The sequence below is a fragment of the Thermophagus sp. OGC60D27 genome (assembly GCF_052400625.1).
GTDB lineage: Bacteria > Bacteroidota > Bacteroidia > Bacteroidales > Marinilabiliaceae > Thermophagus.
Window position 1 is genome coordinate 481,090 of record NZ_JBQTGH010000002.1, and the last position, 18,593, is coordinate 499,682.

The following is an 18,593-nucleotide window of genomic DNA, read 5'->3' on the forward strand; positions in this document are numbered from 1 at the left end:
AAATAGAATGAGTAAGCCATCACTTTTTTTCATTGGATTTTCACTGGTGACCATCCTTTCGTATGCTTGTTCGGGAAATGAGCAACCCGCCCCCCCGGAACAAGAAGAACCGAATACGGCGCTCAAGCCATATATTATGGGCGTAGATCTTTCTTATGTCAATCAGATAGAAGATCACGGAGGTATTTATAAAATGGATAATAGGCCGGAAGATCCGTACCAACTTCTGGCAGCTAAGGGTGCCAATCTTGCCCGAGTGAGGATATGGCATAGTCCCAATTGGATAAAAGATATTTATGGTGAAGGAACCGTGATTTATAGTGGACCCAAGGATGTGGCTAAGACCATAAAGAGAGCACATGAAGCCGGAATGTCAGCACTGCTCGATTTTCATTATTCCGACACCTGGGCCGATCCGGGCTACCAGAAAGTGCCTCAGGCCTGGGAAAATATTTCCGACATAGGAATACTCAAAGATTCAGTTTATAATTATACCTATAGTATTTTGGCTTGGTTGAATGATCAGGATGTGCTTCCCGAAATGGTGCAGGTCGGTAACGAAACCAATTGTGGTATGATGATTACCAATACCAGTACCGGATTCCCGGCATTGAATGTTTGTGAAGGAAACTGGAGTAATTTTGGGGAGATCGTTAATGCTGGCATTCATGCTGTGCGTGATATTGAAAGCGAAACCGGCCGATCAATAAAGATCGCTCTTCATGTTGCCGACCCCAAAAATATGGACTGGTGGGTGAAAGATGCCATTGGCAAGGGAAAAATTACGGATTTCGATATTATCGGCTTCTCTTTTTATCCGTTATGGCATACCGATATTGCTTTTGATGATCTGCCTCAAGTGGTTTCAACAATAAAAGAGAGATACAACAAAGACGTAATGATACTGGAAACCGCTTACCCCTTCACCACCGAGAATAATGATCACTACGGAAATCTTTGGTCTGACCAGCATCCGCCCCTTGAAGGTTACCCTTACACTATTGAGGGGCAGAAAAACTTCCTTATCGATTTAAATCATAAAATGGCAGCTGCCGGTGCTTCCGGCATTGTTTACTGGGAACCGGCATGGATAACCAGTGCCTTGCAAGATTTGTGGGGAACCGGATCCAGCTGGGAAAACTGTGCATTGTTCGACTTTCAGGCCAATATTACTGAGGCAGCTGATTATTTGAGTGAAAAATATATAAAGTAAACCGAAAGAGATAGAAAAACTATGCAAAAAAACATTACCGTTTTTCTGAGTGTCCTGTTATTGATCTCGTGCGGGAGATACAGAAACCAGAAAGGAGAATTTCAGCGCGAAAAGTTATTCAATCAAAACTGGGAATTTGTTAAAGATCTGACTACAGAGGATATTAATGAGCTTTCTTCGTTGTCGTCTTCATTCAAGTGGGAAAAAGTATCCTTGCCTCATACGGCTCATATTGAACCTTTGGTGATTAAGGATCAGCAATGGCAGGGCAATTGTTTTTACCGGAAAGTTTTTAAACTTCCCGAGACCCATAGGGGAAAGCACATAGCATTAAAGTTTGAAGGGGCCATGCAGGTTGCGGAAGTCTTTCTTAACGGTGAAAAAATTACCACTCACTATGGCGGTTACCTTCCTTTTTATGTGGTCGTTAGTGATAAAATAAAGTATGACAGGGAAAATATCCTTGTTGTTAAGCTGAACAACGAAAACAACCCACGGGTACCACCGGGAAAGCCTATCGATAATCTTGATTTTAATTGGTTTAGCGGACTGTACAGAAACGTATGGCTAATTGTAAAAGATCCTGTACATATCTCAGATCCCATAGGTGCCGATAGGGTGGCGGCAGGTGGTATTTTTGTTCGCTATCAGGATATAACGAAAGAGCAGGCCACTCTATTGGTTCAGGCAGATGTCAATAACGAAACGACCCAATCGGTTTCCACCAGAATTGAAGTTCAGCTGTTCGATGAGGATGGCAACAAGGTCGCTGAACAAATCTCTAAAATCCAGAAAACCGAACCAGAGACCAATACGATTTTTCAGGTTCCGATAAAAGTGAAGAAGCCCAGACTGTGGTCTCCTGATTTTCCCAATTTGTATGAACTTAGGGTTACTTTGTATCAGGGTAATAAAGCGTTGGATCGTGAGGTGGAAAAAATAGGTATCAGAACCTTCCGTTGGGAGGCGGGGCAGTTTTATCTGAATGGTGAACCATTGTATTTGAGAGGCACCAACCGTCATCAGGAATATCCTTATATCGGATATGCTTTGTCGGATAATGCCAACTATAGGGATGCCTACAAAATAAAACAGGGTGGATTCAATTTTGTGAGATTGTCGCACTATCCTCAATCCAAGTCTTTTATGAGAGCCTGTGACGAGTTGGGGTTACTTACCATGAATGCCATACCCGGCTGGCAGTTTTTCGGTGATAAGATGTTCCAAGACAATGCCATCCAGGATGTCCGCAACATGGTACGTCGCGATCGTAACCATCCTTCGGTGGTAGTGTGGGAAGCCTCATTAAACGAATCGGGCATGTCAAGGGAGTTTATGCAGCAGGCACACAATGCTGTGCATGAGGAATATCCTGGTGATGACGTTTATACTTGTGGTTGGATTGACGATGTTTATGATGTGTTTATCCCGGCCCGGCAGCACAGTAAGCCGCCTTACTATTGGAACCGGTATAAAAAAGATAAACCGCTGTTTATTGCAGAATATGGTGATTGGGAATATTATGCTCAGAATGCCGGATTTAATCAAAAAGCTTTTAGGGATCTTACCTCTGAAGAACGAAATTCTCGTCAACTGAGAGGATACGGACAGAAACGTCTGGCTCAACAAGCCCTTAATTATCAGGAAGCCCACAACAGTAATCTGCAGGGACCTGCCTGCGGCGATGCCAACTGGCTTATGTATGATTATAATCGAGGATATGCCCCTGATATTGAGGCTTCAGGTATAATGGACATTTTTAGATTGCCAAAGTTTGCCTATTTTTTTTATAAAAGTCAGGCTGACATTAAGCCCGATGTAAGCGACGTATTCTACAAACCCTTTATTGAAATTGCCAACTATTATAATGATCCCTCTTTTTCCGAGGTGAAAGTGTACAGTAATTGCGAGGAGGTGGAACTGTTGGTGAATGGACGGTCCTTAGGGAAGCAAAAACCGGACAGCAATCGCATCAGCACTCACCTGAATCATCCTCCCTTTACGTTTCATTTAAAGGCTTTTGAGCCGGGGGAGTTAACTGCTAAAGGATATGTGGAGGATCGGATGGTGGCCTCTGCAGTTCAGCGAACTCCGGGGGAAGCTGCCAATCTGAAAGTTTGGATCGATGAAAGCGGAAAACCTTTGCAAAAAGAAGTGAATGACGTGGTGTTTTTGTATGCTGCTGTCACAGATAAGGACGGGACCATTGTTCCGGATGCCACGCAAAGTGTCACCTTCAAAGTTGATGGTGACGCTGAACTTATTGGAAATAATCCTGTCAATGCCGAAGCCGGGATTGCCTCCATACTGTTGAGGGCCGGTGATCTTGGCGGCCATTTGGCCATTTCTGCCAGTTCGAAAGGACTGAAAACCGGTCAGCTTGAAGTGATTGTTAGTCCCTGATAAGGGATAAGTTACATGGTAAGTTTGCCAATTTGAAAAGATATTAAACGCAATACCAAATTGAAATCTTATGAAGAAGATAACAGCAAAAATAATGTCACCGGGCATATTGATACTATTTTGGTGTTTTACCACCATGGTCAATGCCCAGCAATTGACCGTCGGCGGAACGGTCAGGGATGCAGAAACCGGGGAAACAATTCCCGGTGCCACCGTTCTTATTAAAGGAACGTCCCAAGGAACGATTACCGATATGAACGGTACATTTTCCCTTACCCTGAATGAGGGGAATGTATTGAGGATTTCCTACATCGGGTATAAAACGCTGGAAATACCGGTGGAAGGACAAAGAAACCTGCTTCTGGAGCTGGTCCCGGATATGATCAGTTTCGACGAAGTGGTCGTCATTGGATACGGTCAGCAGCGCAGGGGCGACCTTACCGGATCGATAGCCAATGTGAATAGTAAAGATTTCAAAAAAGGAATCATCAGCACACCAGAGCAATTGATCAGTGGTAAGGTCTCGGGCGTACAGATCATGTCGAACAGTGGTTCCCCCACTGCTGGAAGCTCCATTCGAATCAGAGGGGGCGCCTCCCTCAATGCCAGCAATGATCCGCTGATTGTTTTGGATGGAGTTCCGCTTGAACCGGGAGGTATCAGTGGCAACAGCGGTAATTTTCTAAGTCTGATTAATCCCAATGATATTGAAAGTATGACGGTTCTAAAAGATGCTTCCTCCACCGCCATTTATGGTTCCAGGGCTTCTAATGGCGTCATCCTTATCACGACAAAAAAAGGCTCTGGTGGTGCGTTAAGGATCAACGCAAGTACGACCCATTCTTTGCAAGTGAAAACCAAACTTGCAGAGATGCTTTCTTTCGAGGAGTTTCGTAATGTAGTTGAAAGTCAGGGGTCAGATGCGCAAAAAGCTTTATTAGGCGGTTATAATACAGATTGGAACGATGAAATCTTTAAAGTCGCATATGGGACCGACAACAACTTCAGCATTTCAGGGACTTTAAAGGATATTCCTTTCCGCTTTTCTACGGGGTATTATAATCAGGATGGAATATTGAAAACCGACAATGCTCAAAGGATGACCGGGAACCTGTCGGTTTCCCCTACTTTTTTTGATGACGACTTGAAACTGTCTGTTGGGATTAAGGGCTCTTTGAATAAAAACCGTTTTGCAAATACTGATGCCATCTGGGGCGGGGCTACCTACAACCCAACCATCCCGGTTTATTCGGGGGATAGTGATTTTGGCGGATACAATGAAGCTATAGACAGTAATGGCGTTCCCGTTACCAGGGCTGTTCTAAATCCGGTGGGATTGTTGAATCAGTATGAGTCCACAAGTAGGGTTAGCAGAATTATTGGGAACTTTGATGTGGACTATAAAATGCCTTTCCTTCCCGAATTAAAATTTCATTCAACAATAGGATATGATTATGCCCGGGGAGAAGGTGAAGTATATGTTCCGGAAACGGCTGCTCAGTTCTACCTTTCAGACGGACGCGATTATGAGTACGGACCTGAGAAAAAGGAAAACAGATTGTTGACCACCTATCTGAATTACAATAAAAATCTGGAAAGTATAAACAGTACTTTGGACGTAACAGCCGGATATGATTATCAATACTGGAAGAGAACGAATTCCTATTACGAAGAGTTGAATGTGTTTGGGGAAGTCCAAAACTCATCAGCGGCCACGGACGAACGACATGCTTTAATTTCCTACTACGGACGACTTAATTACGCACTGGCATCGAAGTATATGGTGACGGCCACCATTCGTCGTGACGGAACGTCCCGTTTCAGTGAAGACCAACGGTGGGGAACATTCCCTTCGGTAGCCTTGGCCTGGCGGCTTTCGGAAGAAGCATTTCTGCGCGACATGGATGTTCTTTCCAATTTAAAGATCCGGGCAAGCTACGGAGTTACCGGTCAGCAGGAAGGAATAGGAAACTATAATTATATCCCGGTGTATACCATCAGTCAAACCGGTGCACAATATATTTTCGGTCCGGATATTCTCAATACTTATCGGCCCGAAGCGTATGTTTCCGACCTGAAATGGGAAACGACTAAAGCATGGAATTATGGCCTTGATTTTGGATTCTTGAATAATCGTTTTTCGGGATCCGTCGACTATTATACTCGTCAGACCGAAGATTTGCTGGCAACGGTGCCTTCACCGGCAGGAACCAACTTCGACAAAAATATTCTGACCAATGTGGGGAATGTGGATAGTGAAGGTCTTGAGGTGTCCGTCAATGCGGTTGCGGTCGATAATAATGACTGGACCTGGGAAGTTAGCTTTAATGCGGCCTGGCAAAAACAAAAAATCAAAAATCTATCCCTCTCTGAAGAGGCTGAAATAACGAATACGTCTGTCGGTCCAACCATTGACAGTTATTATTTTCAAGTGCTGACAGAAGGGTATGAACCCTATATGTTCTATGTTTATCATCAGTTGTATGATGAAAGCGAAAAACCCATTGAAGGAGCTTTTGCCGATGTTAATAAAGATGGACTTATAAACTCCAAAGATTTGTATCGTTACCATTCCCCGGCTCCTGATTACATTCTGGGGTTCAGCACTTCAATTCGTTATAAAGATTGGACCTTAAGCACAAATCTTCGGGCTAATATCGGGAATTATGTCTATAACGGTATGGCCATGAACACCGGTGCTTTCGGAACCATGTCTTATAATGCTTTTCAGCTCAGCAATCTGCATGCTAGCTATCTGGAAACAGGGTTCCAGAGCAGACAATACCTTTCGGACTATTATGTGGAGAATGCCTCCTTCCTGAAAATGGACAACCTGGTTTTAGATTATAATTTGGGAGAGATATTCCCGGGATTTAATGTGAATGCTTCTGCTATGGTTCAAAATGTTTTTACCATCACCGAATACACTGGCGTCGATCCTGAAGTCCCTAATGGGATGGACCTCTCTTTTTATCCGCGTCCAAGGATATTCTCTTTAAGTCTTGGGTTGCAGTTTTAACCGAATAAAAAGGAATTTAAAATGAGAAAGTTAATTTATATCATATTGGGAATAACGCTGGGGATTGCAGGAGGTTGCACCGATGATCTGGATCAATATCCAAAGATTCAGGAGACATCCCAATCGGTTTATTCCGACCCCGGCAATTATGTATCCGCTTTGGCAAAATGTTATGCTTCTTACGTTACCGCCGGCCAGGAAAAAGGCGGTGGAAATGCCGACTTGTCCAGTAATAATGGCTACGACTACATGCGCTGTTATTTTAATATGCAGGAGGCCGGAACCGATGAAATTGGTTCTACCTGGATAGAGGGTGATAATACCGCAGATCTCACTTTCCTGACCTGGGATGCCAACGACCCTTGGGTGGCGGATATGTACTATCGCTCTTATTATACCATTTCGTTGTGTAACGAATTTCTGAAGAATTCTACAGATGCGAAAATCGCAGGATTTACGGAACAAGAACAGGCCGAGATAAAAACTTATCGTGCAGAAGCAAGATTTTTAAGGGCATTGGCTTATTATCATGCGCTTGACCTCTTTGGCGATATCCCTTTTGCGGATGAGGAATATATTGGCAGTTCCAAACTGCCCGAACAATGGGACGCGTCGGAGGTGTTTGAATTCATAGAGTCCGAATTGCTTGAATGCAGCCAAAATATGCTTAGTGCCGAAAATACCGTTTATGGCAGAGCGCCCAGAGCGGCTGCTTGGATGTTGCTGGCACGACTCTACCTGAATGCAGAAACCTATAATGCCGGAGGTCATTACGAAGAATGTATGACCTACAGTCAGAAAGTGATGGATGAAGGTTATGCCCTGGAGCCGGAGTATGCCAAATTGTTCAATGCCGATAATCATAATAGGGTTGGTGTCGGCAATGAAATCATCTTTCCGTTGGTTGTGGACAGTCGGTATGTGGTATCCTGGGGCGCTACCACCTATCTGGTTTGCGGAGAGGTGGATACCGATTACGGCGCACCGGCCGATAGTGTGGGCTGCGCCAGTGCCTGGAGTATGTTCCGCATCAGGGGAGAAGTACCGGCATTATTTGATATGGAAAATGATGACCGGGCCATGTTTTACACCGAAGGACAAAACCAGTACATGGATGGAGGAGTGGATGATCGAACAGGTGGTTATTTTGTGTTGAAGTGGAGTAACCTGACCGACGACGGTGCTGTCGCCTCCAATACCAATAACGATGGCGTGGATACTGACTTTCCTTTGTTCCGCCTGGCAGATGCCTATCTGATGTATGCCGAGGCGGCCGTGCGTTCGGGTAATGATATCGATGGGGCGCTTCAATATGTGAATGAATTGCGAAGACATCGTAATGCCGCCGAAGTTACAGAAAGTGAAATAACGGCTACCGTGGATGGCATACCCTATAAGTTCTTTCTTGACGAAAGAGCTCGAGAGTTATACTGGGAAGGGGTTCGACGTACCGACCTCATACGGTTCGACGCCTTTACCACCGATAAATATGTCTGGCAATGGAAAGGCGGTATTAAGGACGGCAAGGCCGTTGACGATAAATATAATCGCTACCCGATTCCGGCAACTGAGTTGTCGGCCAATCCCAATTTGTCCAATCAAAACTATTAAACCGATAGATTTATGAAGCGTATCAAGCAATATATGATCATGCTGATGGCTGTTCTGGCCCTATCGTCCTGTGAAAAAGATGGGGATATGATCATCCTTAAGGGACATGAAGCATCAGAACTGACAGCATCCGAAACCGCGGTGGTTCTTTCCAAAGATAATGATGATGAACCTGTTCTCTCTTTGAGTTGGTCGGGAAGTAGCCTCTCGGCAACCGATGAATCCATGGGTGTTCCGTCCGGTGTCCCGGTATTCCGGCTGCAGGCTTCTGCTTCCGAAGATTTTCAATCGGTTGTTGAACTTGAACCGGACTTCTCATACTATACCTTTAGCGGGGCAAAACTTAATACCTGGGCAAAGGATGCCGGTTTGGAACCCGATGTCTCTTCTCCCCTTTATTTCAGGATTCAATCTCAGCTTGGTGAAAACATTGCGCCCAAATACAGCAATGTGATTTCGGTACATGTCACTCCTTATGTGATTGACATGTCACGACTCTTCTTAATTAGTGCCGACAAGGCCGATACGTTGGGCATATTATATTCTCCGGACTGGAATGGCGAGTATCGTGGCTTTGTTCAGGCTTCTTCGTGGATGAATTTCTACTTTCTGGAAGGTGATGATACTTTGTGGGGTAACGATTCGGATCCGGGAACTCCTTTTGAATTATCCAACGATCAAGAATCCATGTGGAATTGCTGGTTCCCAGGGAATGGGGGTGCATATTTTGTTACCATGAGTACCAACGATTTCTCTTGGAGTGCCACCTGGCTGCCCGAAATAGTGGCTACGGGTGATCTGGTCGAAAACGATACCCTCTCATTTTATAAATCGTTTGATCAATGGGCCGGACTCCTGAATCCTTCAACAGAAAATGCGCAAATAGCTTTGCACAGCGATGCGTTGCTCTACAACGTTTCAACCGGCGATAGTGATGACGGGGCCATTGCCACGACCTTGTATTTTGAAGATGCAGGAAATGGAGTGGTAACTTTTGCTGAATCGCCAGGGTCTTTTACCATTCCAACGGCCAATACGCATACTTTTATATTGGATTTCAGCGATCCAACCCAATGGGCCTATTCCCTTGTGGAAGGAAACCATCTGCCTCAGGAAGAGGAAGAAATCCCTTATCTCTATTTGCCGGGGTCTAAGGATGGTGAAACCGGTGGGGGATGGACCTTCGACAATTATATTTCGCAGGTCAACGATACGATCTATGCCGGCGTGGTTTATGTGAACTCACAATGGGGATTCCAGATGTTTACCGCCAACGATTGGGGTGCTGAATATTATACCATTGGCGAAACCGAAGGTTCATTGGTGAAAAACGGGGATGGAAATATCCCGGCTCCGGAACCGGGTTTCTTCCTGATTACTGCCGATTTAAAGAACCTTTCCTATGCCCTTATCCCACTGGGAGATGAGATCTATCTTTCAGGCGTGAATGATGTCTGGGATTTTAATACAACCATATCGAAAACCGGGGATGGGGTATATTCCGGAAACATAGTGGTCTCGACCCCTTCGGCTTACGGATTCAGAATCTACCCTGAGAAAGATAACTGGAATGATTATTTTGGTGGGGCAGACGGAAGCCTCTATTTCCTGGGAAGTAGTTTAACCGACGATTCGCAGGCCGGAACTTATACCATCACCCTCGATCTAATCAATATGACCTACCAGATGACCTTGAATTGAGTTATGGTTGACTTACAGTAAGGATTGTAGTGTTTTTCTCAAACAATAACCCCTGACATCCCAACCTTTTTGTCAGGGGTTTTATAATCTTCTAAAAGATTATCCTCATGCGAACTAAACTTTTTGTATTGATTTTGATTTGGAATGGTTTCACTTTTTTTTCTCTCCTTGCTCAAAATAATAGCCACGCCTTTGTGGATGGAAAAGGCATCCTGCGATGGAGTAACGACAGTTCGGAAATCCATGGCTTCGGTATCAATTATACGGTCCCCTTTGCACATTCTTTTCGTATGGCCAAGCGGATGGGGATTTCGCATGAAGAAGCGATCAGACAGGATGTTTATCACTTTGCCCGTCTGGACCTGGATCTTTTTAGGGTGCATGTGTGGGATACCGAAATCTCCGATTCCGTTGGCAATCTTTTGGAGAATGAACATCTACGCCTCTTTGATTTTGCCATAAAGGAGATGAAAAAACGGGGAATGAAATTTATTATTACGCCAATTGCTTTTTGGGGGAATGGCTGGCCGGAGCCCGATGAGGAGACCCCCGGTTTTTCCCACCGGTACGGGAAAGCGGCCTGCTTGACCAATCCCGATGCCATAATTGCTCAGCAACGTTATCTGAAACAATTTATTAACCATGTGAATCCCTATACCGAATTGGCTTATAAAGAGGATCCTGATGTGATTGCCTTCGAAATTTCCAATGAGCCCCATCACAATCAACCGAAAGAGGCGGTTCGGGAATACATAAATAAAATGGTGCAGGCCATGAGACATACCGGCACACAAAAACCGATTTTCTATAACATGAGCCACAGTATCCATTTGGTGGATGCCTATCTGGAAGCCGATATTCAGGGTGGAACATTCCAGTGGTATCCTTCCGGGTTGGTGGCCGGTCATGCACTTAGGGGAAACTTTCTTCCCTATGTCGATAAATATGTTCTTCCTTTTGCCGGACATCGCGGATTTCAAAACAAGGCCAAAATAATTTACGAATTTGATCCGGCCGATGTGGCCGGTAATTATATCTATCCCGCAATGGCGAGGAGCTTTAGGGTGGCGGGGTTTCAACTGGCCACTCAGTTTGCCTACGATGCCATGTTTTTGGCACCTTATAACACCAACTACGGAACCCATTTTATGAGCTTGCCTTATGCGCCACAAAAGGCCATTAGTCTGAAAATTGCTTCAGCCGTATTTCATGAAGTGCCTATGAAGAAGGATTTTGGTAGCTATCCCGAAAACACGCGATTTGAGGGCTTCAGGGTCAATTATGAAGCGGATCTGGCGGAATATTTGTCGGAAACCCGTTTTTTCTATTCCAACCACACCCATTCCGAACCTCCTGCGCCCGACCATCTGAAGGAAATTGCCGGATTTGGATGCTCACCACTGGTTCAATATACCGGGACGGGCGCCTATTTCCTTGATAAATTGGAGGACGGCGTTTGGCGACTCGAGGTTATGCCCGATGCTTACTGGTTGGACGATCCTTATTCTCCGGTTAGTCCGAATCATCCAAAAGCCGCGGTGAATCATTCCTTACATGAGATGCAAATTATACTTCCCGATTTGGGCGAAAACTTTTCGGCTCAGAAATTGGCACCTTCCGCCAATAATGAATGGAAAAGCGTCAATGGAAAATGGATGATTTCACCGGGCGTATTCATCCTTAAAGCAAAGAAGGCAAACAGGAAGATTGATCCGACCGATTCCTACAAAAACATTCTCATCAAGGAGTTTGTGGCGCCTGATACCAACCTTGACACGATCATCATAAAAAACCTGACGCCATCCAAGGCAATGGTGGCAGATTCTGTATGCATATCCTTTGAAATTATTGCCTCACCATTGCCGAAACAGGTGAAGGTTTTTATTCAACGTCGCTGGCGTCCCTTCGAAATTTCGGCTTTCAAAACAGGAGGCAACACCTTTCAGGCACTGATACCGGCAGAATTGACCCATGCAGGAAGGTTAGACTATTTTATCTCAATAAAAACAGAAGAGAATCGTTGGTTGACTTACCCTTCGAACTTGGCCGGTCAACCGGATGATTGGGATTTTGTTGCGAAGAATACCTTTCATATAGATTTTTTGCCGGCCACCACGCCAATTCTCCTTTGGAAAGCTGGAACGCATTGGTCTCGAACCCTTTCTGACGGCGTGGGGAACGTCGACCTGAAACCCTCATTTGACGAAGATTATCTCCTATACCAAATAGCATGGCCTGAAACACAGGGGAAGGATGACTTGCCGCTTCATACCTTTAAATATTATTTTGGCGACGACATAAAGGGCTTCAGACATCTTCTAAATGAAAAAGGTTATTTGATGGTTGAAGGACAGAACCTGGGGGACGATCAGCCCGAATTGGAAATTTCCTTGATAACACGAAGCGGTTCCGTTAGAAGTAAAAGGATTAAACTGGATCGTTCAGATCAGAAATACAAAATCCCCCTTCAAACCATGCAGCCCGGGAAACTGGCGCTGGTGCCTCGTGCTTTTCCGACCTTTCTTCCCTACTTTGCAGACGTGGACCATGGTTTGTCTTTTGATTTTAATGACATTGAATGCGTTCAAGTTTCGCTCAAAAACAGGGAAGCTTCAAACCTAAAATTCCGATTGGATAAGATCTGGCTTGAGTAACTTTGAACAAAAGAACCAGTTTTTAGTTTTTTTGTAGCATTACATTTTAAAAACATATCTATGAGAACCATATTTAAACAAGAAAAAGACTTGGCCGCCCTGGTATTGCGCCTGGGCTTTGGATTTTTTATCGCTTTTGGGCATGGATTGGGTAAGCTTCAAATGCTTTTATCGGGGAATATTCAGTTTCCTGCGCTCTTCGGAATAAGCCCCACCATTAATCTGGTATTGGCCATTCTGGCCGAGTTTGTGGCCGGAATTATGGTACTCATTGGGCTGAGGACCCGTCTGGCCTCCATTCCGTTAATGATTACCATGGCCACTGCTGCTTTTCTTGTCCATTCGGCCGATCCATTATTTGCCGCAACGGGAGGGGCCAGCAAAGAGTTTGCGTTAATCTTCCTCTTCGGCTTTGCAGGAACTTTTTTCCTGGGCTCCGGAAAATATTCGGTGGATGCCATTGCCGGCCGAAGGTAAGAAGACTGTATGAGTGATTTAAACCCTGTCAATGGGTTATCTGATATTTTGTAGATGACTTTTGTGAGAATTAATCCAATGACTTTTTGGGAATCTTTTCGGTTAAATTAATGCGATACGATTAGGAACAGGTTCTCCGGAAAATTTCCGGGCAACCTGTTTTTTTTATGTTTATATTATGTATCTTGTAAAATTGCAATGGTCCGATTGGTATTATATGGTCTCATTTTTATGGTTGTAGGGCAATTTGAATTTTAAACCAAATAATTCAATAATCCATAAAGGGCTATTACTCTATAGGCTTTTTGGAGAATCCAATTAAAAAAAGATATCTTTGCCCGCTGAATTTAGAATTGGTAATTCCGTTTTGGTGCAGAATAAAAAAATATACTTTGCTTCTGATGTCCATCTTGGGGCACCAACCATTAAAGATTTTCGTGAACACGAAAAAAGGTTTGTTGCATGGCTCGACCAAATAAAAGGAGATGCCGGTGAGATTTACCTCATGGGCGATATCTTTGATTTCTGGTTCGAGTATCGACATGTTATTCCCAAAGGAAATACCCGTTTTTTAGGAAAGCTTTGTGAATTGACAGATGCCGGTATCACGGTTCATTTTTTTACCGGCAACCACGATATCTGGGTTTTTGATTATTTGCCGCGTGAAACCGGGGTCGTTGTTCATACCAAACCTTATGTCACAACGCTCTACGGAAAAAAATTCTTCTTGGCCCATGGAGATGGCTTAACTCCAGATGAAAAAGGCTACCAACGCCTGAAAGCTGTTTTTACCAATCGTACTGCCCAACGATTGTTTCGTTGGCTGCATCCCGACTGGGGAGTCGCTCTGGCCCGTTTTTGGTCGCGCAAAAGCAGAGAGAGTAACCAGGATTCAGAGATGGCCAAATTTCAGGGTGAAGAAGGGGAATGGCTGGTGAAATTTTCCAAAGAGAAGCTGAAAAATGAACATTTCGACTTTTTTGTTTTCGGTCATCGACACGTGGCCATCGATCTGCCCATTGGGGAACGCAGTCGGGTCTGTTATTTGGGCGATTGGGTGCGTCTATTTACCTATGCCGTATGGGATGGGGAGACATTCGGGTTGAAACATTTCCATTATTAACATTAAGCAATCAATTATGAGACCTTCAAAGATATATTCGGTAATTAAAGGTTCGGGAAGTTATGTGCCACCTTTATCAGTGCCTAACAGTGCTTTTGTGGATCGATTGTTTTTGAATGAAGATGGAACACCGATCCAAAGTTCCGGTGAAGAGATTGTTACTAAGTTCGAGCAAATTACCGATATCTCCGAACGACGACTGGCCGAATCAACGCATACCGCCTCTGATCTGGGGGCTTTTGCTGCTGAAGAAGCCATTAAAGATGCCGGTTATGACCGTGAGAAAATTGATTATATCATCGTTGCCCATAATATGGGTGATATGGAAAGCGGTAGTCTTTATCCCGATATCATGCCCACGTTGGCCTCACGCATTAAGAAAAAACTGGGGATTAAGAATCCCGGAACAGTGGCTTACGATATCACCTTCGGGTGCCCGGGCTGGACGCAGGCCATGATTCAGGCCAATTATTTCCTGAAATCGGGAGATGCAACAAGTGCTCTGGTGATAGGAACCGATACGCTCAGCAGGGCCATGGACCCCCATGATCGGGATGCCATGATTTTTGCCGACGGGGCCGGGGCCGTATTGCTCGAGGCCGTAGAGAGTTCCGAGCCCGTGGGGATCCTGAAGCATGTGTCCAGAACCGATACTGAAGAACACCTTGATCTGTTAACCGTAGGCGACTCTTACAATCCGGAATTGAAGCACGGAATGAAATATGTGAAGATGCTGGGACGAAAGGTCTATAATTACGGGCTTACCTATGTCCCGCTCGTGGCTCAGGAATGCCTCGAAAGTAACAATCTCCATTTATCGCAGGTGAAAAAGATCTTGATTCATCAGGCCAACGCCAAGATGGATGAGGCCATCCTGAAACGTATCTTCAGATTGTATGGCACTAAGGAAGTGGATTACAGCATTATGCCCATGACCATTCGTACTTTCGGAAACAGCAGCGTGGCCACCGTCCCAACCCTATATGATCTTGTGGTAAAAGGAAATATGGAAGGCCACCACATCAACTCGGGGGATTATGTGATGATGACTTCCGTGGGGGCTGGAATGAATATTAATGCCTTTATCTACCGGATGCCCTGATAAAGCATTATGCCAATAAAGCTTCCGCTACCTTTAGATCCAGAGGAGAGGTGATTTTTATGTTTTCACGATTCCCTTCCACCAGGGAGATTTCATGTCCGGCCGCTTCAACCACCGAAGCATCATCGGTAAAGTGCGGATTAAAGGGGAGCTCATAAGCTTCCCGGAGAATTGAGGCCCGGAATACCTGTGGCGTTTGGACGGTCCTGTAGAGGGATCGTTCCAGACTGATGCTTTGGGTCGGATTGTTTTTATCTGTTTTTCGTAGTGACTCCACCACCTCTAAAGCCGGAATGGCAGCTCCTTCTTTTTCGGCAGTATTGAAACAACGTTCAATGGTTTGGTGCGAAACAAACGGACGCACACCGTCGTGAATGGCGATAAGCCCGGAATCGCCAACATGTCTCAGGCCATTTTTTACACTTTGATATCTGGTATCTCCTCCCGGAGCCAGATGGTATTTTACTGTGAAGTTATATTCCCGACACAGAGATTCCCAATAGGGAAAATGATCTTCCGGAAGTACCAGCACCACCTTTATGTCTTGCTTCCAATTCAGAAAGTTCTCGATCGTATGCATCAATATTGGTTTTCCGGCTACGATCATAAACTGCTTGGGAATGTCTGCTCCCATCCTGAGACCTCGGCCTCCCGCGACGAATATAACACACTGCTTTAACGACATTAAGAATAGCTATAAGGTGTGCAAAGATGAACCCGATTCGGATCGTTGATTGAATTCAGTATTTTTTTATTTCGAGAAATGAACTTACCCGTTTTCCCCCATGAGTGGATTAATAACTGGACAGGGCATTTCTCAAATCTTCGAACCGGGATTCATAATCTTTGATCGATAATTTAATGACTTCTCTGGCTTCTTCCGCATTGTAAACATGGGTGATCTCCGATTCCCTGTTCATGCCCGGCATATCCTTGTAGGTGAGGAAGTAATGTTTTAACCGGCGAAGCACCAGCTCCGGAAGATCCGAAATGTCAGAGAAGTTTCCATACACCACATCCCCTTTCAGCACCGAGATGATCTTGTCATCGGCGGCAGTGCCGTCAATCATTCTTAGGCCTCCAATGGGGATTGCCTCCGCAATGATGTCGCCATGGGTGATGTCTTTCTCGGTGAGGACGCAGATGTCCAGCGGATCACCATCTCCTTTGATCTCTTTTTTGCCGGTTTTCTCAGCGCAGTGCTTGCCCACCAGATTGCCGCAATAGGTCTGGGGAATAAATCCATAAAGGGTGGGTACTACATTGGAATATTTTTGGGGACGATCGATCCGCAGATAACCACTTACCTTATCGATCTCATATTTGATGGTATCGGTGGGTACCACCTCGATAAAGCAGTTGACAATATCGGGCGCTTTTTCGCCGATATCGATCCCGTGCCACGGATGTGATTTGTATCTTAGTCCCATAAGTCTTCCTATTGGATCCATTAAGCTGTTTGCCGACATAATTCGATCAGTTTTTTTTCTGGTCATAACTCTATTGAGAAAAGGTGTCCTCTGTTTGCCGAAGGTAAATAAATTAAAAAACTATCCGGCATTTTTGTTTTAAAAGTGACAAAGTTAATAAAAGAGTCTTATCCGCCCCATGATGAACGGTCAAGATTTCGATATTGAACTGCTTCCGCTACATGATGAGCTTCAATGTTTTCACATCCTTCCAGATCGGCTATGGTGCGCGACACTTTCAAGATGCGGTCGTAGGCTCTGGCCGACAAGTCGAGTTTTTCCATGGCATTTTTTAAGATGGCCTGTCCGCTCTCGTCCGGAGTGGCATATTGGCTCAGCAGTCGGGTATTCATTTGGGCGTTGCAATGAACATTTTTAATTTTTTTGAACCGTTCCGACTGGATCTCTCTGGCTCTTATGACCCGCCTTCGGATGGTGTTACTGTCTTCCGCCCTATGCAGGTCCGCCAGCTGGTCGAACGGAACGGGCACCACTTCAATGTGGAGGTCTATCCGATCGAGGAGGGGCCCCGAAATGCGACTCAGATATTTTTGAACCACTCCCGGACTACAAACGCATTTTTTTTCGGGATGGTTGTAATAGCCGCAGGGGCAGGGATTCATGCTGGCCACCAGCATGAAACTGGCGGGGTAGTCGACACTGAAACGGGCCCGAGAGATGGAAATGGTGCGATCTTCCAATGGCTGACGCATGACTTCCAGAACGCTTCTTTTAAACTCCGGCAGCTCATCCAGAAACAACACCCCGTTGTGGGCCAAAGAAATTTCGCCCGGCTGGGGATAGGAACCGCCCCCTACCAGTGCCACATCTGAAACGGAATGGTGGGGCGACCGAAAAGGACGACGGGTGAGCAAGGAGACGTGTCCGCCCAGCTTTCCCGCCACCGAATGGATCTTAGTGGTCTCCAGGGCCTCATCCAGAGAAAGAGGCGGGAGAATGGTGGGCAGGCGCTTGGCCAACATGGACTTGCCGGAGCCGGGTGGACCTACCATCAGCACATTGTGCCCACCGGCCGCTGCTACTTCCAGCGCTCTTTTGACCGTATCCTGTCCCTTGACATCCGCAAAATCAACTTCACTGCGGGCCTGGTCGGTGAGAAATTCGGCGTTGGGATCCACCACCTCCGGATTGAGCGATTGGCGCCCCGCAAGAAAATCCACTACTTCGCTGAATGATTCCACCCCATAAACTTCAAGGCCTTCTACTACCGCTGCTTCACGGGCATTGGCCTGCGGAACGATAAAGCCTTTGAAACCCTCCGCCTTGGCCTGGAGCGCAATGGGTAAGGCGCCTTTTATCGGATGAACAGAGCCGTCGAGAGAGAGCTCGCCCATCATCATATAGGCACCGATGCGGGAAGATGGGATTTGTTCATCTGCTGCCAGTATGCCCACCGCGATGGGCAAATCATAGGCAGAACCCTCCTTGCGGGTGTCGGCAGGTGCCATGTTTACAACAATTCTTTTCCCCGGCCACTTATAGCCCGTCTCTTTGAATACGGATTCTATTCGCTGTTGACTTTCTTTTACCGCATTGTCGGGCAATCCAACCAGGAAAAAACGGATGCCGCGGGTCACATTGACTTCAATGGTGATGGTGATGGCATCAATACCTGTTACAGCAGCTCCAAAAGTTTTAACAAGCATGGTCCGAGTTTTTTAAACAGAAAGTTAATTAAAAATTATCGACTAGGAAAAGTGGCGAGGGAAGAATTTTGAGGCCCCTCCTTTTACCCCTTCCATTTTTCTGGACTAAGATAATGGCCCCTCCAATGGTTGTTTTTTAGTTTCGCAATTGTGC

General features: G+C 45.4%; 12 protein-coding genes. 9 read left to right on the forward strand and 3 right to left on the reverse strand.

Going from position 1 to position 18,593, the window contains the following annotated elements:
- Nucleotides 1-7: 7 nt before the first annotated feature.
- The 9 genes from ACT29H_RS04140 (at nt 8) to ACT29H_RS04180 (ending at nt 15,303) form a co-directional block, all read left to right on the forward strand.
- The gene (locus ACT29H_RS04140; RefSeq protein ID WP_444820333.1) at nt 8-1,213 is read left to right on the forward strand and encodes a glycoside hydrolase family 53 protein; all 1,206 of its coding nucleotides are present in this window, start codon (nt 8-10) and stop codon (nt 1,211-1,213) included.
- A gap of 21 nt (nt 1,214-1,234) precedes the next feature.
- The gene (locus tag ACT29H_RS04145) at nt 1,235-3,616 is read left to right on the forward strand and encodes a glycoside hydrolase family 2 protein (RefSeq protein WP_444820334.1); all 2,382 of its coding nucleotides are present in this window, start codon (nt 1,235-1,237) and stop codon (nt 3,614-3,616) included.
- A 70-nt stretch (nt 3,617-3,686) separates the two neighbouring features.
- Nucleotides 3,687-6,635 (forward strand): SusC/RagA family TonB-linked outer membrane protein, encoded by a 2,949-nt coding sequence (locus tag ACT29H_RS04150; protein ID WP_444820335.1) that lies wholly within the window; start codon nt 3,687-3,689, stop codon nt 6,633-6,635.
- A 21-nt stretch (nt 6,636-6,656) separates the two neighbouring features.
- Complete coding sequence (locus ACT29H_RS04155; protein ID WP_444820336.1) at nt 6,657-8,246, forward strand: RagB/SusD family nutrient uptake outer membrane protein; 1,590 nt, start codon at nt 6,657-6,659, stop codon at nt 8,244-8,246.
- A gap of 12 nt (nt 8,247-8,258) precedes the next feature.
- Nucleotides 8,259-9,947, forward strand: coding sequence for a DUF5114 domain-containing protein (locus tag ACT29H_RS04160; protein WP_444820337.1), 1,689 nt, complete (start codon nt 8,259-8,261; stop codon nt 9,945-9,947).
- Nucleotides 9,948-10,054: 107 nt separating this feature from the next.
- A complete protein-coding gene (locus ACT29H_RS04165) occupies nt 10,055-12,601 on the forward strand; it encodes a cellulase family glycosylhydrolase (protein WP_444820338.1) in 2,547 nt (848 codons plus the stop codon).
- Nucleotides 12,602-12,661: 60 nt separating this feature from the next.
- Nucleotides 12,662-13,078, forward strand: coding sequence for a DoxX family protein (locus tag ACT29H_RS04170; protein WP_444820339.1), 417 nt, complete (start codon nt 12,662-12,664; stop codon nt 13,076-13,078).
- Between the two features lie 334 nt (nt 13,079-13,412).
- The gene (locus tag ACT29H_RS04175) at nt 13,413-14,201 is read left to right on the forward strand and encodes a UDP-2,3-diacylglucosamine diphosphatase (RefSeq protein ID WP_444820340.1); all 789 of its coding nucleotides are present in this window, start codon (nt 13,413-13,415) and stop codon (nt 14,199-14,201) included.
- Nucleotides 14,202-14,217: 16 nt separating this feature from the next.
- On the forward strand, nt 14,218-15,303 hold the full coding sequence (locus tag ACT29H_RS04180) for a 3-oxoacyl-ACP synthase III family protein (RefSeq protein WP_444820341.1): 1,086 nt from the start codon (nt 14,218-14,220) through the stop codon (nt 15,301-15,303).
- 7 nt (nt 15,304-15,310) lie between these two features.
- Here ACT29H_RS04180 and ACT29H_RS04185 read toward each other — a convergent pair whose 3' ends face one another.
- From ACT29H_RS04185 to ACT29H_RS04195, 3 genes are all read right to left on the reverse strand, one after another.
- A complete protein-coding gene (locus tag ACT29H_RS04185; protein ID WP_444820342.1) occupies nt 15,311-15,988 on the reverse strand; it encodes a 2-C-methyl-D-erythritol 4-phosphate cytidylyltransferase in 678 nt (225 codons plus the stop codon).
- Nucleotides 15,989-16,097: 109 nt separating this feature from the next.
- Nucleotides 16,098-16,772 (reverse strand): inorganic pyrophosphatase, encoded by a 675-nt coding sequence (locus tag ACT29H_RS04190; protein ID WP_444820343.1) that lies wholly within the window; start codon nt 16,770-16,772, stop codon nt 16,098-16,100.
- Between the two features lie 128 nt (nt 16,773-16,900).
- Nucleotides 16,901-18,439, reverse strand: a complete 1,539-nt coding sequence (locus ACT29H_RS04195) for a YifB family Mg chelatase-like AAA ATPase (RefSeq protein WP_444820344.1) — start codon at nt 18,437-18,439, stop codon at nt 16,901-16,903.
- Nucleotides 18,440-18,593 lie beyond the last annotated feature (154 nt).

Excerpts from the sequence above, each read along its gene's own strand:
- ACT29H_RS04140 (WP_444820333.1), top strand. The coding sequence starts at position 8 with ATGAGTAAGCCATCACTTTTTTTCATTGGATTTTCACTGGTGACCATC.
- ACT29H_RS04145 (WP_444820334.1), top strand. The coding sequence starts at position 1,235 with ATGCAAAAAAACATTACCGTTTTTCTGAGTGTCCTGTTATTGATCTCG.
- ACT29H_RS04150 (WP_444820335.1), top strand. The coding sequence starts at position 3,687 with ATGAAGAAGATAACAGCAAAAATAATGTCACCGGGCATATTGATACTA.
- ACT29H_RS04155 (WP_444820336.1), top strand. The coding sequence starts at position 6,657 with ATGAGAAAGTTAATTTATATCATATTGGGAATAACGCTGGGGATTGCA.
- ACT29H_RS04160 (WP_444820337.1), top strand. The coding sequence starts at position 8,259 with ATGAAGCGTATCAAGCAATATATGATCATGCTGATGGCTGTTCTGGCC.
- ACT29H_RS04165 (WP_444820338.1), top strand. The coding sequence starts at position 10,055 with ATGCGAACTAAACTTTTTGTATTGATTTTGATTTGGAATGGTTTCACT.
- ACT29H_RS04170 (WP_444820339.1), top strand. The coding sequence starts at position 12,662 with ATGAGAACCATATTTAAACAAGAAAAAGACTTGGCCGCCCTGGTATTG.
- ACT29H_RS04180 (WP_444820341.1), top strand. The coding sequence starts at position 14,218 with ATGAGACCTTCAAAGATATATTCGGTAATTAAAGGTTCGGGAAGTTAT.
- ACT29H_RS04185 (WP_444820342.1), bottom strand. The coding sequence starts at position 15,988 with ATGTCGTTAAAGCAGTGTGTTATATTCGTCGCGGGAGGCCGAGGTCTC.
- ACT29H_RS04190 (WP_444820343.1), bottom strand. The coding sequence starts at position 16,772 with ATGTCGGCAAACAGCTTAATGGATCCAATAGGAAGACTTATGGGACTA.
- ACT29H_RS04195 (WP_444820344.1), bottom strand. The coding sequence starts at position 18,439 with ATGCTTGTTAAAACTTTTGGAGCTGCTGTAACAGGTATTGATGCCATC.